Source organism: candidate division KSB1 bacterium, assembly GCA_034521575.1.
Lineage (GTDB): Bacteria > Zhuqueibacterota > Zhuqueibacteria > Residuimicrobiales > Krinioviventaceae > JAXHMJ01.
On the sequence record JAXHMJ010000005.1, the window covers coordinates 522,919 to 542,138 of the forward strand.

Consider the following 19,220-nt stretch of genomic DNA (forward strand, 5'->3'; position numbering starts at 1 on the left):
CACTAATTCTCATCATTTAAACTGAAAAGCATACAGCTTACAATCCCTCATCACGAACCGCAATCTTACTATCTTGCCATTTAAACTTTCAAGATTACCATCACTAGTCCAGCTCACGGGAAACCGCACTGAATTGCCAACAATCCAGTTGGATTCTTCTATGCTGAAACCTGGTATTGGATATCCGTCATGATCCAGAATTTCAACCCGAATAGATCCACCAGCTCCGGTATTGGCATTAATTTCCAACTTGTTCCCTTTAAACGTTATTGGTTTGGTAATCATTTCACCGCCCTCGTATGGAGCATCTGCTGAAACAAACCCGTCTAATCTCATAATTGCACGACTTAGAACAGATCTACTCATACCATCCGGAGCATCAGGGTCTATCCTGCCTATTCTGTCAAAATTCCAGCCCACATAATAAATCCATATCTCATCACCCATAACAATTGGATTTGGCAGAGCCCAAACGCATTTTGAATCAAATCTTCCGGAAGGCCCTGGCCCCATAAATGCTTTCCGGTTACCCATTCTTTTGAATTCTTTACTGTCTCTGCTAATTAACAACCTGACATCTCTCATTCCCGGTCTCAGATCATGTTCACCCCTCCCTTTCCAATGCCAGAAAGCCTGCGCCAACCCGATGTATACATTTTCATAAGGAAAAATTGTGGCGCCGTAATACCCCATTGGAGCATCATTCCGAAGGTCTTCCGGTTTACTCCTGTCAGCCCTTTCTGAAAAATATGTATACTGATCTTTAATATCAGTCCATATAGCAAAACCCGTATTCTCTAAACTGCTTTCCAAATCATTCATTTCTGCACGCCTGACACATCTTCCATAAATCCTCTCCCTCGTAAATAATAAATATTTTCCGAGATTTTTATCCCAGAAAATTATTGTTTGAGTGTCAACAGGCCCGTCACGCGGATCAACATTGGCATAAAAACTCCAGTCTATTCCATCCGGTGAACTGTATATATGTAATTCTTTTGAAGGATATACTTTACTCTGTGTTTTATATCTATGTTCAGCTAAAGCCATTGGATCAATCCACACAGCAGTTCCTCCATTTGCTTCAGGTGGAAAAACTATATTATTTTTTTTTGAACCTTTAACCTCGTATTTTCCCAAAACAGGTTTTTTAAAATCAATCCCATTGTTTGATTCAGCGTATCCCGCAGTTCTTTTCTTTACATTTTCCAGAGCAGGGATAGTTAAATCATACCAAATCCGGATTTTCCCATCCTTATCTTTAATCACACTGGAATATGGAAGAATTAATCCGTCTTTTTCATGAGGCAGATCTGTGTCAATAATGATTTCTCCGGTCTGATACGGAGGATTCATTACAAAATCAATATGCTTGTTTAAATCTATTAAAAAATCATCTATAAACAACTGTTTGTCGTTTCCTACATCAATATATGTTGTATCGCCATATTCATAAAAAACATACTGTGCATTTAGATCAATCACACATGTTAAAAGAAAACAAATACATACACAACATATTAATTTTTTTAAATTTGATTTCATTATTATAGATATTAAAAATTTGTTACCTAAAAATCCAATCTTGATTTTTTTGAGCTTATGGAAGGCACCTCGTCCTTTTACTCCTGGGTTGGTCTTTATAGTTTTCTCCTTTCTTTGTTTTTATGCCACCTCAAGTCCGCCTGAATGACATAGGCGGGCAGGCCCCTCCCCATTGGCTTTGTGAAAATGATATTTCCCGATTCTCCGGACAGGCTATATAGTTTTATTTCCATTTGATGTCCGGTGTTCCTGCCGCTTAAACTTGTTTTTCTTTTGCGCATCTTTAGTCATTTAGTAAAATTAAAAAAATCCTTTGCTTTCAAACTCTCTCAGCGAGTTTCTTTCAATTATTTTTGGAATTGCATATATTTTTATTGTATCAGCATCTAATCCTGGGAAAGATACTATAATGGTAATGACACCCGGTGTACCATCAGACCTGACCATATTCAATACAGGCGCAGTCATATACCAACACCCACTATCAGCATTCTTTTTATGAATATCGGTTTCCCAATATGCAGGCCCCACAAGAGTTGCCGGCCCTTGTACTTTCCATTGAAGAGAATTGTTAAAATCCTGAACCTGAACACCTTCTTTATCGACTGCGTCTGCTGCAACAGTAACGACACTGTTCCTTGCAGCTTCAATCGTACTATGAGATACTGTCAGCCGGAGTTTTTCAGGCTTTCCGGCCATCGGTAATTTAAATTCCGCCATTTCATTTTGCTTTTTGCCTACAACCTTCAATTCGCCCGGTTCAATTAGTGTATTTTCAAAATTCACGATAAAGAAATTATTTTTGTCCGGGTATTTTGTAGCAATCTTTTTCTGGTTAACAAATAATGTAACTTTCACAATTCGAGTCAATAGCAATATTCTGTCTTGTCCCAATATATTTCCTCTGCCAAAAATGAGGATGAATAAACGCCATGGGCTTATTTGTATAATGGGCTTGCCAAAGGAAATAGATATATTTAGGAATTCTGTATACATCCATCCTTTTGGATTAATATTTTTCAACGGACAATTTTTATAAACCCTGTCGGCCCCGTCATCACAATACATCCACATTACACCATTAGGCATATCAATCCTGCCTCTGATGCTGCCATCCTGTACAATTGCCTGGTCGTGTTGCCACACTTCATTTCCTGCATGCTGGCCGTTATCCGAATTTTCAGGATAGATAGCAGAATCAGTCCATCCCCTAACTGTTACACGCAGAAGATTCTCCATATCCATATTTGTATGATCATGGGTTACATGATCTCCCTTACCCTCGCTAACTTTACGGGCATGAATAATCCGGGTATTGTCTTCCTCATATATCCATTTTGAACATGTTGAAACGGTTCAATTTCACCAGGATTAACAATTTTATCCAAGTGAGCCGTGCAGATTTCTTTCCCGGTTGCATCCTCTATCGTTGTTTTTAACAAGACCTTTCTTTTTCTTTTAGTGTCGTTTTTGATCCATGTCTTAACATCAACAACAGCACTGTCTTGATTAACAACAGGAGTAGTTACAAATGTGCCGCCTTCGTGTTTGTAAGAACCCTGAAAAGGAATATATACCGGATTTTTAACCACAATGCGCACATTTCTGTAGATACCGCCCGAGTGTGTCTGATTTCCTGAATGCATAGGCGGAATCCTGAACTCATCATTTAGTTTGTTGCGCACTGCAACAGCGAGGACATTTTTTCCTTCCTGCTGAATAGGGTCTGATATATCAAAATAAAATGAATTAAAACCGCCTTTATGGTCTCCAAGGTATTTTCCATTCAGGTAAACTTTACAGTACTTTATTACACCCTCGAACTCAAGAAAAATCCGTTTATCTTTGACCAGGTTTTTTATTTCAAATGATTTACGGTACCAACCCCACCCATGCCACCAATAAGCGGGGTTTCCTATTCCCGACTCATCGCCGAAAAACGAGGTATTCTTTTCAGAAGCATTTAGGATAAAGGGATGTAACTGTTTTGTTGTTTCATAATTGTGCCAACTGTGTGGAATCGCAACTGCCGGCCAGGAAGAATCATTATAATCAACTGAAGCGGGGTGTTCATCCAAGGTTTCATCAGGGAAATAGTTAAAAGTCCAGTTATTATTAATCTTTTGCACTATCCTGGGGGAACGGGAGCGCATATACTCGGTTGTAAATTCTCTGTTTATTTCAGGGCCACCTGCACTATGCCAGGGTTTAAGTTCCTGTATCATTACAGATGAATAAACAGTATTGGCAGAGCTTTTGGAATTTCCGTGCCCGTTGGTTATTACCATACCCGGCACGAGTCCTCTAATTTTTTTGGGCCGGTATAAAAGTGCTGTCACTTTTGAGCCCGGTTCACTTGTGTAAATCCATCTCTCAATAACGAGTCCTTTATGTTCAAAACTACCTCTGAACTCAGGATCAAGATCGCACCGGTCAAAGGGAATCCCCATCATCTTTAACAGTTCAGTACGACGTTTTTTTTCTGAAATGAGTCAGAGTTGGCATTTACACTAAAGTTGGTTCCGTTTAAATGATATTCCCGGATGGCAACTCCGGGATAGAAAAAACCGAGTAAAATAATGATTAATAACAGTATAAATTTCATGGGAATATACCACAGCAACTTAAATTCAATAGATAATTACTCTTTTCAAATTTCTGAATATAATAAATTACGATTCAGATCTAACAAAATCACACAAAATACAGAATAGAACATTGATTTTTCTGTGGAGGTATTGGTATTCCGTCTATATCTACTTTTCATCATTTTCATCAGACAAAACATCATAAAGGGCAAGGGCCAAATTACGGCCCGACTCCATCAGACGTTCCCTTGTCCAGCCTCCGGGTTCATACACATAAGGATTAGTAACATAAAGTCCGTCTTCACTAAATGCATATGAAGATAGTTTTCCTGGATGGCCACTTGCAACATTGACCTTATATCCGCTTTCGGGCCCACACCGTATAACATCAGGTTCACGTTTCATCAGAGCCTCTGCATATTTATTAGTTCGCGCTTTTGTGCCTGGAGTACGCCAATTACCCTTTTCTTGAGGCCCGTGCATATCCCAAAGGTAGTCAGCCTTTCCTCCAGTGTCTCTGATCATTGCACCAGTAATTATATCAATTGTTGAAAACCTTCCACTCGTATTCCAAACACGATTATGATCTTTTTCACCGGCAGAGTATAGCTCAGGATTGCCCCGCTTCCTCATATTAGTTCCGGCATTCGGATCTGGCGCTGCCTTTAAATCAATCCTATGCACGGCCTGATAACGACCTTCCGGATTAATATCCGGATAAACGTAAAATATTGCTTTTTCTCTTAGAAAAATTGCTTCTAACTGGGAACTTGCAAGAAAATTAACCATTCCTTCCAACACCCAACTACCGGTAAATTCAGTGCTGTGATTCTGTGAGGCAAGAATCACTTTGATTTTAGGTTTTTTTGTTAGAGTATCAGTAATTTGGTAACCATACATTTTCTGTGGCGGTATTTCGGGATCATCAGGCCATTTTGGATTTTTAGGCCATCCGGGCGTTAGTCCCAAAACCATATTAGTATCACCACTGGAAGTGGGCATAACCCAGGGAAGTTTCCCAACCAGTTGGGTGTGACGTTCAACCATCTCTGCTGTATAGGCAGGTACCGGTTCATCTAAAACACGCCATGCCTCGATAACGTAATAATCGTAAACTTTCTCGTATTGATAATTAAAATAATCATCGGAAATGATCTGTGAATCATGATTATTCTGCGTATTGCAACTTGGCCCTGTTATTGCAATCATCAATCCAGCCAATAAATAATTTTTTGTTCTCATCATAAATAATTCCTTTATATATAATAACTTGAATATAACTAATTTCGAATCAAATTTCAAGATATATTTTTATTTTTCAGGTCTGCCCGAAATAAAAAATGGGGCTGTATCAAAACCCCGGAAACCGGGTCAAATTTCAGAAATATCTACAGTGAAAACAATAAAAAAATCGTTTCTTCTCAGGACAAAACAATGGGTTTTCTTTCTCACCATAAGAAAAATTCTCACGTCTGAACTGATTTTCTTTTGCTTTGTGTTTTCGTAATGCAATGTATTAAACTTAAAATTCATCACGAGTTTCCGGCTCGTGATGCCTGCCAAATGACAATCAGACCATGCGTATGCAATAGCAATGCTCTGCATTGCACAACGTTTGAACAAAAGCACTCGATCCATAAAAACTGGCGCAGTAATGTCAAGGTGCAGAGACCGGTACGCAATGTGATATATTCCGCCTCCTCTCCCACTTGATTCACACGCATACCAGCATGCATTTCATTTGGGGGCGATGCAGAGCATTGCAGGCTGAATTGTGGCGTATGGCAAGAAGGACAGCCATCCCCGGCCGGAGGCCGGGGACGAGATTAGTAATCACAGGTATCCCGAAAATTTCCCCTCCTTTTTCAAGGAGGGGATGTTCGTCAGATGCGGACGCAGTCCGGCAGCTGGCGAACCGGGGTGGTCCGTGCACAACAATTCCGTATACAGCCGCGCACAGCAGAAACCCGAGACACAGAGTGACTCGACGGCATTCCTCTATAGAATGAGGCAACGAGAAACAAGACGGCTGTGTGCGCCCCCGGTCAAAGCAGACAACTACACAGGCCATTCGAGAGCGGCAAAAGCAGCCAATATCGGGCGCTCCGGCACAGGGCCGACGATCTCGACGGTCTACATCGACCGTCGTCCGGTATCCGGAAACCAGATGATCGCAGCACAGTCCCAGCCCTGAAAGAGTGAGATCAACCATCCTGAGCGCAATTCCCAAATAAAGAACACAGACGACCAAAATCCAAGACCTGCATCGTGCTATACCGCAAATTCGCAATCATCCCCGCCCCGAGGCCGAGAATAAGTTAAATGCAGGTCGACCAGGTTGGTCGACCGGCGAAACCGGACTCGTTGTTTCGGAAAACCGTATTTCCTCCAGTCAGATTCAGGTCAGCTATGAGCGCACTCGATTAATGCAAACCAATACACAGGCCAGCCTGAGTGCAACCCGGTCAATATCATACGCTCCGGCGCAAGGCCGACGAACTCGACGGCATTCCCCCATAGAATGAGGCAACGAGAAACAAGACGGCTGTGTGCGCCCCCGGTCAAAGCAGACAACTACACAGGCCATTCGAGAGCGGCAAAAGTAGCCAATCTCGGGCGCGCCGGCGCAGGGCCGACGAACTCGACGGCCTACATCACCGGTCAAACTGGTCGATGGAATGAACACCCGAAAACGTCTATGTATAAAGGTTTGCCAGGTCTATGTATAGTGTGTTTCAATCCCACATGGGTTCAATCAAAACACGATTGAATCTCAGGCATCCCGAAAATTTCCCCTCCTTTTTCAAGGAGGGGATGTTCGTCAGATGCGGACGCAGTCCGGCAGCTGGCGGACTGGGTGGTCCGCGACAACAATTCTTATACAGCCGCGCACAGCAGAAACCCGAGAGCACAGAGTGACTCGACGGCATTCCTCGTATAAATGAGGGAACGAGAAGCAAGACGGCTGTGTGCGCCCCCGGTCAAAGCAGACAACTACACAGGCCATTCGAGAGCGGCAAAAGCAGCCAATATCGGGCGCTCCGGCACAGGGCCGACGATCTCGACGGTCTACATTCACCGACCAAGCTGATCGATGGAATGAACACCCGAAAACGTCTACGTATAAAGGATTGACAGGTCTACGTATACTTTTTCAATCCCACATGGGTTTGATCAAAACACGACTGAATCTCAGATATCCCGAAAATTTCCCCTCCTTTTTCAAGGAAGGGATGTTCGTCAGATGCGGACGCAGTCCGGCAGCTGGCGAACCGGGGTGGTCCGTGCACAACAATTCCGTATACAGCCGCGCACAGCAGAAACCCGAGACACAGAGTATCTCGACGGCATTCCTCCATAAAACGAGGCAACGAGAAGCAAGGCGGCTGTGTGCACACCCGGTCAAAGCAGACAACTACACAGGCCATTCGAGAGCGGCAAAAGCAGCCAATATCGGGCGCTCCGGCGCAAGGCCGACGAACTCGACGGCCTACATCTCCGGTCCCCTGCCGCTATCTACAGGTCTCAGCGCGCCCTGAGACCGCCTGTTCAGGGCAGAAATCGAACACCCGTCTAATTCCGGGGCTGCCGGCTGATCAAAAAAGCTGTCCGCATTTACAGAAAAATCCTTGACTTTTTCTGTAAAAAGTGTTAGATAATGATAACTCATTCATTCTAATTTAAAGGCATTTTCGAATGGGGATTGTTTTCATATTATTTCAAACCGTTCTACTGATCCTACCCGAAACGATTCTTATAATACGCTTCCGGCCCGGACCCGTCTCTGCTTTTCGGTCACCCCGAGCCGCCTGCATGGTTTGAACGTTTCGCAACATGTATCCCTATTAAAAAATCCACTGGACATACCAGGCATGACTCTACAAATCAAAGGAGGAATAATTAGATGAGACCTCAGGAAAACATCCTCCAGGACGCCATTTCCCTGGCTGAAGCATGGCAAAAACGCGCAGATGCAGTAATGACTCGCAAGGAAAACAAGATTCAGGAACAGATGCAAAAAATGCTGACTCACCCCACGGACAAGATCGTGATGACCAAAATGATCGACCAGAGCTTCCGGTCGCATGATCACAAGCGGGTCGCCCATCAGCTCAATCATGTCCTGGAAAAATACGGCGTACCTGAATTTTTCTCCAGACAGAACAAATGCTCATGCAGTTGTATCTCAAAGTGGGACGCCATTTTCCGCATATCGCGGTTCCCAAAGTCGTGGAGCGCATTCGGTCGGACAGCGCGCGTTCGGTGATCCCGGCAGAACCGCATATTTTTAATGCCCATTTGAAAAAACGCCGAAAAGCCGGTGTGCGCATGAATATCAACCATCTCGGCGAGGCGGTGCTGGGAGAAGAAGAGTTGCTTGACCGTTTAAAGACCTACCTTGAAGACCTGAAACGGCCGGACATTGAATATATCTCGGTGAAAATTTCCACCATTTATTCGCAGATCAGTTCACTGGCCTTTGAACACACCACGGAAATCCTGATCGACCGTCTCACCCAGTTGTTCCGCGCGGCCCGGGATCATGAATTTGTACGACCGGACGGCAGCCGCGGCTCCAAATTTGTCAATCTGGATATGGAAGAATACCGGGATATGGAAATCACCAAAGAAGCGTTTATACGAACCCTGAACATGGATGAATTCAAGACGCATGCGGCCGGTATTGTGCTGCAGGCGTATATCCCGGATTCCTATCCCATGCAGAAAGAGATCACGGACTGGGCGAAAGCGCGGGTCGCAAACGGCGGCGCACCCATCAAACTGCGCATTGTCAAGGGCGCCAATATGGAAATGGAACTGGTCGAATCCTCGATCAAAAACTGGCCGCTGGCTCCGTATGACAACAAGCTAAAAGTGGACGCCAACTATCGGCGCATGGTGCAATATGGCATGCAGCCGGAGAATATTGAAGCGGTGCACCTGGGCATCGCCTCGCACAATCTGTTTGAACTGGCGTACGCCTATGTGCTGGCCCAGCAGAACAAAGTGACCCAATATTTCAGTTTTGAGATGCTGGAAGGTATGGCCGATCATGTGCGGCGCGCCATTCAGGAAACCGATGAGGAAATGGTGCTGTACGCGCCGGTTTCGACCAAGGAACAGTTTATCAGCGCCATCGCTTATCTGGTGCGCCGGCTGGACGAGAACACCGGTGAAGAAAATTTCCTGCGTTATTCTCCCAATCTCAAGGTCGATTCTGAAGAATGGGCCTATCTCAAGCAGCAGTTTATTGATTCCTGCGAGCATATGGACCATGTCGGCGACAAGCCGAACCGCATCCAAAACCGGATAACGGAAACATTCCCGGACAAAATGGGTCCCCGGGTCACCGGTGAATTTTACAATGAACCGGACACCGACTGGTCGCTGCCCGGCAACCGCAAGTGGGCTGACAATATCCGTAAAACATGGATGAAAAGCGCGGATACCGAGCCTGTCGAGATCCCCCTGGTGATTAACGGCAAAGAGATCAACAAAAAGCGGGAAACCCGCGACTGCATCGATCCGTCACAGTTTCATGCTAAAGTCCGGACCGCTGTGTACAACATGGCCAATGAAGATGACCTGGAAAAAGCCGTGCAAACCGCCAAAAAAGACCCGGATGGCTGGCGGGACAAAACGGCAAGGGAACGGCACGAGATACTGTCCCGGGTTGCCATGGAGCTTCGCACTGCGCGCGGTGATCTGATCGGGTCGGCGGCGGCCAATACCGGCAAGGTGTTCACCGAATCCGATCCCGAAGTGTCTGAAGCCATTGACTTTGTCGAGTTTTACGGCTTTGAGGCAAGCCATTATAATGACATTGAAAACCTAAGCTGCAGCGGCAAAGGCGTGGGTCTGGTGATTTCGCCCTGGAATTTTCCCATTGCCATTCCCTGCGGCGGGGTTGTGGCCAGTCTGGCCGCCGGCAACACCGTTATTTTCAAGCCGGCTTCGGATGCAGTGCTGACCGCGTATATCCTCTGCCAGTGCTTCTGGCGGGCAGGTGTTTCGCAAAAGACACTGCAGTTTGTGCCCTGTGCGGGTTCCAAGGTCGGAGACAAACTCACCGCGCATCCGGATGTGGATTATATCATATTGACCGGCGGCACCGATACGGGTATGCGCATTCTGAAAAATCGGCCTGATGTGTTCCTGGCTGCCGAGACCGGCGGCAAAAACGCCACCATTGTCACGGCCATGTCGGACCGCGATCAGGCGGTGAAAAACATTATTCACTCGGCCTACAGCAACTGCGGACAGAAATGTTCGGCCACGTCCATGGTCATTCTGGAAAAAGAGGTGTACGAGGATGAAAAATTCAAAAAACAGCTGGTGGATGCCGCCAAAAGCTACAGCGCCGGTTCCGCCTGGGAATTCCACAACAAAATGGGGACGTTGATCCATCCTCCCAAGGGCGATCTGGAAAATGCCGTTTCCAAGCTCGAGCCCGGTGAATCCTGGGCGCTGAAACCGGAAATGGTGGATGACAATCCCTATATCTGGACTCCCGGTATCAAGTACGGCGTCAAGCCCGGCAGTTATACCTGCATGACTGAATTTTTCGGACCGGTGATCGGTGTGGTGTGCGCGGAAAACCTGGATCACGCCATAGAAATCGTGAATTCCACCGGTTACGGATTGACCTCGGGTCTGGAAAGCCTGGACCAGCGCGAACAGGAAAAATGGAAACAAGGCATCAAAGCCGGCAACTTGTACATTAATCGGGGTACCACCGGCGCCGTAGTCCTGCGCCAGCCGTTCGGCGGTATGGGCAAATCCGCCCTGGGCGCGGGTATCAAAGCCGGAAGTCCGAGTTATGTGGCTCAGTTTATGAATTTCACGGACACCGACATGCCGCCGGCGGGTCCCATCGATAAGGATCATCCGCTTTTGAAAGAGGCGCATCACTGGAAACAGGAACTGGACTGGAACATGATGTCCGATCTCGAACCTGATCTGCGCAAGACCATCCGGGCCATAAAAAGCTATATTTATCATTTTGAGCTTGAATTTGGCCGCGAAAACGATTACTTTCATTTGCGCGGCCAGGACAATATACTGCGCTATCTTCCGCTCGGCAAGGTCCTGGTTCGTGTGCATAAAAAAGACAGTCTGTTCGAGGTTCTGGCGCGCATTGCAGCCGTGCATATTACCGGCAATGAACTGATTGTGAGCCTCCCCCCTGACACACAAAGTACAGCCATTGACTTTATTCAGGGCGAGGAAGGCAAACGCATTCTTCAGGGCACAGATACTCGTCTTATCACACGGATGAACAGGTGATAAACATGATGCCGAGCCTGAAGCGTATCCGCTATGCCGCACAATGACCGGGTGCCGCAGCCGGTTTTCAAAGCGGCGGCAGAGACCGGTTTTTATATCGCGCGCACGCCGGTCATGATGGAAGGGCGGATTGAACTGCTGCAGTATTTCCAGCAGCAGGCGGTTTGCAACACTTATCACCGCTACGGCAATCTGGGCGAGCGGACACATTTACCATTAAAACCCAGAATGGACGCAAGCTGTACAGAGAACATTTAAGACGGTCCATAACACTCCTGCACAGTATTCGCGAATACTGTGCAGGATGATAGATCACCGGGAATAAAGGTCCCCTTTAAACAAGCACCAAATCGCCTACACATCAACCGTTCGCAGGTATTTTTCGTCAGGCGAAAACCAATAACAACAGCCTGAACCGGTTTAGTAAACCGGTTCAGACAAACAAAGGAGAGTCAAGATGCATCAAAAGCTTCAAAAAAAATCGGGTTTTTTTATCATGTTGTTCTATGCCATTCTGATCATTGCCGCGGTTTCTGCAGCGGCGCAGGCACAGGTTATCAACGTCAGCGGCACGGTATCCACAACCACATCGACTGTACGGGGCGCGGCCGTAACCTTTATTAACAACAGTGACACCACTCTGCAATACAGCGCCACAACCAATGTCAACGGAGTGTACCAAATCAGCATCGCAACCAGCGTGGAATCTCCGAGTCATGTGCCCGGGCAATTTAAACTGCAGCAGAATCATCCCAATCCGTTCTCATCATCCACAGCCATCTCTTACCAGCTCAATCGTCAATCGGATGTAGCGCTTACCATCTATGATATACGGGGACGCAAAGTCAAACAGTACAATTTGGGTATACAGCCGAACGGAACGCACCAGGTGGTCTGGAACGGTGTTAACAGCATCGGTGAGCCTCTGGCCTCGGGCGTGTATTTTTATCGGCTCAAAGCGAATGATCAGGTTCAGGTGAAAAAAATGCTGTATTACCCGGGCAAACATCTCACGGGCGCACGCATGGGTATGATTCCGGGACCATCCATAATTCCCGCGCGTCTGCAGAAAGGGCATCAGGTTCAGGCGTCTGAATACAGCGTTCGCATAGAGAATACCGGCAGCGCGTCTCCGGAAATCATTCCCGCCCGGGTCAGCCCTGTCCCGATAGAATCAGATACCACTTTGAATTTTGAGGTTAAAGAGTCGCTGGACGATGCAGTTCTTATCAATCCGGACAGCACCCATCAGATCATCCGCGGATTCGGGGCGGCGAATATTGTCGGCTGGCGTCCGGATATGACGGAAGACCAGGTCGATCTGGCGTTCGGAACCGGTGAAGGACATCTCGGCTTTACGATGTTGCGTTTGCGCATCCCGCCCAATCCCAATGATTTCAGCCGGCAGGTACGCTCGGCCAAACGCGCTTACAATCAGGGCGCCGTTATCATTGCGGCTCCCTGGACGCCGCCGGCGGATATGAAGACCAACAACAGCCTGATCGGCGGCCGTCTGAAAGAAAGCGCTTATGATGATTATGCCGATCATCTGGCCTCGTTCGCCGATTATATGCAGGACAATGGCGTTCCGATTCATGCCATATCCGTGCAGAACGAACCGGATGTGGATGTGGAATATGAATCCTGCGACTGGAACGCCGCTGAAATGCTCAAATTTATGCAGGAAAACGCTCCGGCTGTCGGCACCAAGGTCATGGCGCCGGAATCGTTTCATTTTGATCATGACTTGTCCGATCCCCTGTTGAATGACCCGACCGCCCTGGCAAATCTGGGTATGGTGGCCGGACACATTTACGGCGGCGGTCTGGAACCCTACCCCCTGGCCCGCAGCAAGGGCGTGGAACTGTGGATGACTGAACATCTGGACACGGATACCTCCTGGGGCCATGTTCTGGCCACCGGAAAAGAAATTAATGACTGTATGAATGCCGGTATGAGCGCTTATCTCTGGTGGTACATTGTACGCTTTTACGGCCCCATTGATGAAGACGGGCGCATCAGCAAACGCGGTTATGTGATGTCGCAGTTTTCCCGCTTTATTCGTCCCGGATATTTCAGAGCAGAGGCATCGGCCCGTCCGCAGCGCTGGATCGAAACCTCGGCTTATACAGGAAATGGCAAACTCGTAATCGTTGCGGTAAACCGCAGCAGCAGTCCGGTGGATCAGACCTTTGTCGTGGAGAATGGAACCACAACCCGGTTCACACCGACTATCACGTCATACAGCAAAGACTGCAGACAGGAACAGGATATCACGGCCACCGACGGCATGTTCCGGGTCAGCCTGGATGCCTCAAGTGTTACGACGTTTGTCTCACAGTAAGTAAAAAAAGGCCTCGCCTTTTTTCATGGCAGCAACCCAATCACCCTGTATTCCATGGCCGGTATTTGGGTACGGGGTGAACGGTTTTCTGTATAGATCCATGCAGTTCCGCATCCAGATCAGTGTATGAACAGGCCGCTAGGGGTCTATCAATAAAAAAGAGCCAAGTTTTAAAAGATGAGAGTAAAAATTTGAAGAACTGATAATAAACATTAAGGTTTTGTTTTTCAAATGAAAAGATTAAATTTCAGTCAAAATGATTCAAGGCAGTAAACAATATATACCAATTTGAATCTCGTCACAACCCGGGTTCGAAATTACGGTCAAAACTCTGTGCTGTCCGTTTCGTTCATTGCGGTTTTCTGACTCGCTTTTTACATTCGATTAAAAAACAAGGTTCATTAATTGAGAACAAGTCAATTTTTCTAAAAGGAAATACCCCATGAAATACGAATGGCGGAAACAGGAAAAACATATCTATCTTCCAAAGTCCAAACCTGACCTGATCACAGTTCCGCGTTTTCAGTTTTTCATGATCGACGGACAGGGCAACCCCAATGATCCGTTTTTCGGCGAATATATCGGCGTGCTCTACTCGCTGTCCTATGCGGTGCGTATGTCGTACAAATCCGGATTCGCACCGCCGGACTATTACGAATATACGGTTTATCCGCTGGAGGGTGTCTGGGACCTCACTGAGCAGGCAAAGCAGCATGATACCGGCGAGCTCGACAAGGATGCCCTGGTGTTCACTCTGATGATCCGGCAGCCGGAGTTTGTCACTCATGCGTTGTTTAGCGAGGCATTGCAGCGCATAAAACGCAAAAAACCGCACAAGCTGCTGGATCAGGTGCGGTTCGAATCGCTAAAAGAAGGCCGCTGTGTGCAAATGATGCACCGCGGTAGTTACGACGATGAACCGGCAAGTTTTCAGCAGATGAAACAATTCTGCGGGAAAACAACCGCACCCGCGTCAGCAAACAACACCGGGAAATCTATATATCCGACGTACGCAAAGTGCCTGCGGAAAACCTGAAAACCGTGCTGCGGTTGCAAATAACATGAAAGGATAAGAAGAGATGAATTCAAAAAAGCTGATTATCATTTTATTCGTGATCCTGATCCACGCTGTCAGCTGTTCTCAAAGACAGCCACAGCGTTCAGACTATCCGCTATCCGCTGTGCCTCCCGGACGGATTGAACTGGACGATCAATTCTGGAAACCCAGAATAAACCTGGTTCACAATGTCACCATTCCCTATGCGTTTGAGCAATGCGAACAAAAAGGACGTTTGGAAAATTTCCTTATTGCCGGCGGGCTCGTGGATGGCGAAACCCGCGGTAAAATGCCGTTCGATGATACAGATGTTTATAAAATCATCGAAGGCGCATCCTATTCTCTCGCGGATCGCCCGGATCCGGAACTGCAAGCCTATGTGGATTCAGTAATTGCTATCATTGCAGCCGGACAGGAAAAAGACGGTTATTTGACCACCTGGGTGACCATTGATCCGGATCATCCGCCGGCCCCCTGGGTGGAACCGCCCGGAGCGCGCTGGAAAAGTCTAAGCGCCGGCCATGAACTCTACAACAGCGGTCATCTGTACGAAGCCGCTGCAGCGCATTATCGATCAACCGGTAAACACAGCATGCTGGACATCGCCCTAAAGAATGCGGATCTGCTGGTGGATACGTTCGGCCCGAAGGGTCTGCAAATCCCGCCCGGACATCAAATCGTTGAAACCGGACTGATTCAATTGTATCGTATCACGGAAAATCCGGAATATCTGCATTTGGCCAAATTCTTTCTGGACATCCGCGGAGACTCGACAACCCACGAGTTATACGGAGCGTATTCGCAGGATCATCTGCCGGTTACCCAACAGACAGAGGCCGTGGGGCACGCCGTTCGTGCATTGTACATGTACGCGGCCATGACCGATATCGCTGCGCTGCTTCAAGACTCATCTTATTTCAAAGCCGTATTGGCGCTTTGGGATAATGTGGTCGAGAAAAAATGTATATGACCGGCGGCCTGGGCGCCCGGCATGAGGGCGAGGCGTTCGGCGATAACTATGAATTACCCAATCTGACCGCTTATAGTGAAACCTGTGCAGCCATTGCCAGTGTTTACTGGAATCAGCGTCTGTTTTTAATGACCGGGGATGCAAAATATATCGATATTCTGGAGCGAACCCTGTATAACGCTCTGATATCGGGATTATCCCTTGACGGCACTCATTTTTTCTATCCCAATCCCCTGAAATCCGATGGAGAGTACGCCTTTAATCAGGGCGCCTGTACACGCAAACCCTGGTTCGACTGTTCCTGCTGCCCGACCAATCTAACCCGCTTTATCCCCTCGGTACCCGGATTGATCTATGCGGCGCAAAAGGATACGGTGTTTGTGAACTTGTTCATGGCCAATACGGCAACTTTTCCGGTACAAGGGAATGATGTCACGCTCACTCAGGAAACTCAATATCCATGGAAGGGTCGAATTTCACTTTCCGTGCACCCCGAAATTGAAAAAAAATTCACCCTAAAGCTGCGCATTCCCGGATGGGCCCGAAATGACGCGGTTCCGGGAGATTTGTATCAATATACTAAAAAAACCGGAAAAGCGCCGACTCTGCAAATCAACGGTCAAGAGATCAACGACATCTACAGACAACGGCTATGCCGTTCTCAGCCGAACCTGGAAATCCGGAGATCAAATTGAACTGGATCTGCCCATGCCGGTGCGTCGTGTGAGCGCACACGCCAGTGTAAAAGCCGACCGCGGCAAGGTCGCGTTTGAACGCGGTCCGCTGGTTTACTGCGCGGAAGAAATGGATAATCCGCAAATTGAACGAATTGTTATACCCGAGTCAACCGTATTTGATACGCAAGAAAAGAGCATACAGGCACATACGATCACCGCACTCGAAAGCAGTGCTCCAAATCTTACACTCATCCCCTATTATATCTGGTCGAACCGGGGTCCGGGAAAAATGCGGGTGTGGTTTCCTCGTACGCGTTGAACCGGTAACAAGTGTTAGTGCGTGGCAGCCGGTTGTCTGTTTTTTCACGGACAACCGGCATTTTAAAAACAGAGAGCATTTTATCGCTGCTCGACGAATTCGGGGACAGGATATTCATGAAATAAAACCCATGCTGTCTTTGTTATCAATTTCCTTTTTCATCAACTTTTAATCGTGACCTTCTATCCGACTCTTCAGACACCGGCTCGCACGATCGGATTAAAAATAGCATCAATTCATTCCGGGTCATTTGAAAATCCCGGAGTAATGGATTATTATTTCATGGAGGTGCATTATGAAACGATTGAACGCCCACCTGTATTGTTTTCAAAAGTCCACATTGTTGAATATCCTGATGCTCAGTTTGGGTATATTCATATTCAGTTTTCCGGCGCCGTCATCCGCACAATCCGATTTTGAACTCGAGATCGATTTGCTCACCTCGCCCTATTTTGACTATCCGGATGATCTGGGATTGGCAACCATTACGTATACGGCCGGCGATTCAAGCGCTTATTTGAGCATCGGCGCTCAGGACGATGCAACAGGACAATTTGGCATCATTGTGGATCATGTTTATTTGCCCGGCAAACACGAGGAAGACAGTCCTGTGACTCTGACCGTACCGTTTAATCTGACCCGGTTGTCACCTCACAATATTCAGCAGGGTGTGAATAAACGCAGCAACACCGAAACGCCGTCGCAACTGACCTGCTATATTCATCTCTTTTTCCAGATCACCGCTTACCCTTATCCCGCTTCGACGTGGCTGGACACCAAAACAGTACAGGTGGATACTACCGTAGAAGATGCTGTGGGCATCAAGACCACGGAACCGGTATCGCAGGACGTGCAAGCATCGCCGGCTGTCATCAATGTCGACGATTCGGAACTGCGTGCCAGCTATCACCGCCGGGTTCCGAATCTGGATCTAGATGATTCGCAGCACGGCGATACTGAAACCTATGCAGGTGATCTGAACGCCTGCGCCCCCACAGCCACGGCCAACAGCATGGTCTGGCTGCAGGCAGAAAATGAACAAGTCCAGCTTTCCGGCAACCTTACATTGCGCGATATCATGCAGGATTTGAGTGATAAATTCAATCGCGAACGCAATGAAGGAACCGGCGACAACAATCAGCAAAAAGGCACCCTAGACTTTGTTGAAGATTATGACCTTCCCATTGAAGTTAAATTTCAATCAAAGTGGGAAGACGGCAATATTCAAAGTTCAAGCGGAGAATCCACAGCACGCGATATGAGCGATGCTGAAGATACTCCTCCAACCTGGGATTTTCTCATACAGATGATGGATGAAGGAGAAAATGTCACAATCAATTACGCATGGAAAAACATCCAGGACAACCAGTGGTATTCACACGCCGTTTGTATGACAGGAGCCCGGGAATACAGTCCCAGCGGCGCCAAACGCATTTCATTTCGACACGACGGCATTCAGGGCAGCTCAGGCGGCTTGCGTCATGATCACCTGGATGTAACCGTTGATGAAGAAGGATGGATGCGGTTCGGCCCCGGCAACTCGAAATACATTACACGCGCCATTGCCAATAGTCCCCTGCTGCCCGAGGACAGCGAAAAAAGCGGTTTTCTAAATGAAGTGTACAATTTTTTGGGGCTGGGTAAAGCCTACGGACCGCTTGATACAGAAGAGGATTTTGTAGAGATTGTGCTCAATGAATCCGTGATGGATTTGGAGAACTATCGAATTACGTTTTACAACGGCAGTGACGGTAAAGCCTATCATGCAAAAACCCTGGATCAGTTTCAGGCCGGCAGCGTGACTCACGGATTGCAAACCTATACCTGCAGCCTGGCGGACACACCGCTTGTATCGGATTTCGGCGGTATTTCACTGGCGTACACCGGTTCGGTGATATCCGGACAATTCCTCAGCTACGGCGGCACGTTCACCGCAGCGGACGGTGATGCCAAAGGCTTTACCAGCGTGAATATGGGAGCACTCGATGCCAACACGTCACTCATTCTCACAGGGACCGGTGAACGCTATTCGCATTTTACCTGGAGCGTCTCCGACAGCGCCACGCCGGGCGATGTCAATACGGGGCAAATATTCGATGAATTTGTCACCGGCGTCTCGGATCAACCCAAGCAAAAACCGGGCGGTTTCAGGCCTGGACAGAACTACCCGAATCCGTTTAATCCCGGAACGACCATCCGTTACGAAATTCCGGAAGCCGCCAGCGTTACACTGAGTGTTTTCAATACATCAGGAGAGCGGGTTTATCGTGTTTTTGAATCCGGTTTAAATGCAGGACGGCATTCTTTTAATTGGGATGCCGGACAATTGCCGAGCGGCTTTTACATCTATACAGTGCAGGTCAACGCAGCCAGCGGTCAAACCTATTCGGGTACAGGAAAAATGTTGCTGATGAAATAGACCAAACCGATATA

Annotated in this window: 10 protein-coding genes and 2 pseudogenes; 8 read left to right on the top strand and 4 right to left on the bottom strand. The window is 47.4% G+C overall.

Going from position 1 to position 19,220, the window contains the following annotated elements:
• Positions 1-12: 12 nt before the first annotated feature.
• From U5R06_15240 to U5R06_15255, 4 genes are all read right to left on the bottom strand, one after another.
• Positions 13-1,545, bottom strand: a complete 1,533-nt coding sequence (locus U5R06_15240; GenBank protein MDZ7724116.1) for a hypothetical protein — start codon at positions 1,543-1,545, stop codon at positions 13-15.
• A gap of 300 nt (positions 1,546-1,845) precedes the next feature.
• Positions 1,846-2,790, bottom strand: a complete 945-nt coding sequence (locus tag U5R06_15245; GenBank protein ID MDZ7724117.1) for a hypothetical protein — start codon at positions 2,788-2,790, stop codon at positions 1,846-1,848.
• A gap of 17 nt (positions 2,791-2,807) precedes the next feature.
• A complete protein-coding gene (locus tag U5R06_15250) occupies positions 2,808-3,998 on the bottom strand; it encodes a beta galactosidase jelly roll domain-containing protein (protein MDZ7724118.1) in 1,191 nt (396 codons plus the stop codon).
• A gap of 303 nt (positions 3,999-4,301) precedes the next feature.
• On the bottom strand, positions 4,302-5,378 hold the full coding sequence (locus U5R06_15255) for a hypothetical protein (GenBank protein MDZ7724119.1): 1,077 nt from the start codon (positions 5,376-5,378) through the stop codon (positions 4,302-4,304).
• Between the two features lie 631 nt (positions 5,379-6,009).
• Here U5R06_15255 and U5R06_15260 point away from each other — a divergent pair.
• The 8 genes and pseudogenes from U5R06_15260 (at position 6,010) to U5R06_15295 (ending at position 19,206) form a co-directional block, all read left to right on the top strand.
• The gene (locus tag U5R06_15260; protein ID MDZ7724120.1) at positions 6,010-6,327 is read left to right on the top strand and encodes a hypothetical protein; all 318 of its coding nucleotides are present in this window, start codon (positions 6,010-6,012) and stop codon (positions 6,325-6,327) included.
• Between the two features lie 1,710 nt (positions 6,328-8,037).
• Entirely contained in the window at positions 8,038-8,400 is a 363-nt protein-coding gene (locus U5R06_15265; protein ID MDZ7724121.1) for a hypothetical protein, read from the top strand.
• A complete protein-coding gene (locus U5R06_15270) occupies positions 8,307-11,420 on the top strand; it encodes a bifunctional proline dehydrogenase/L-glutamate gamma-semialdehyde dehydrogenase (protein MDZ7724122.1) in 3,114 nt (1,037 codons plus the stop codon). The genes U5R06_15265 and U5R06_15270 overlap by 94 nt, the downstream gene beginning before the upstream one ends.
• Before the next feature lie 33 nt (positions 11,421-11,453).
• Positions 11,454-11,678 (top strand): hypothetical protein, encoded by a 225-nt coding sequence (locus tag U5R06_15275; protein MDZ7724123.1) that lies wholly within the window; start codon positions 11,454-11,456, stop codon positions 11,676-11,678.
• A gap of 199 nt (positions 11,679-11,877) precedes the next feature.
• The gene (locus tag U5R06_15280; GenBank protein ID MDZ7724124.1) at positions 11,878-13,764 is read left to right on the top strand and encodes a FlgD immunoglobulin-like domain containing protein; all 1,887 of its coding nucleotides are present in this window, start codon (positions 11,878-11,880) and stop codon (positions 13,762-13,764) included.
• 442 nt (positions 13,765-14,206) lie between these two features.
• Positions 14,207-14,829 (top strand): annotated as a pseudogene (locus U5R06_15285) (GyrI-like domain-containing protein).
• Positions 14,830-14,843: 14 nt separating this feature from the next.
• Positions 14,844-16,787: pseudogene (locus U5R06_15290) on the top strand (glycoside hydrolase family 127 protein).
• A gap of 295 nt (positions 16,788-17,082) precedes the next feature.
• Positions 17,083-19,206, top strand: coding sequence for a T9SS type A sorting domain-containing protein (locus tag U5R06_15295; GenBank protein MDZ7724125.1), 2,124 nt, complete (start codon positions 17,083-17,085; stop codon positions 19,204-19,206).
• Positions 19,207-19,220 lie beyond the last annotated feature (14 nt).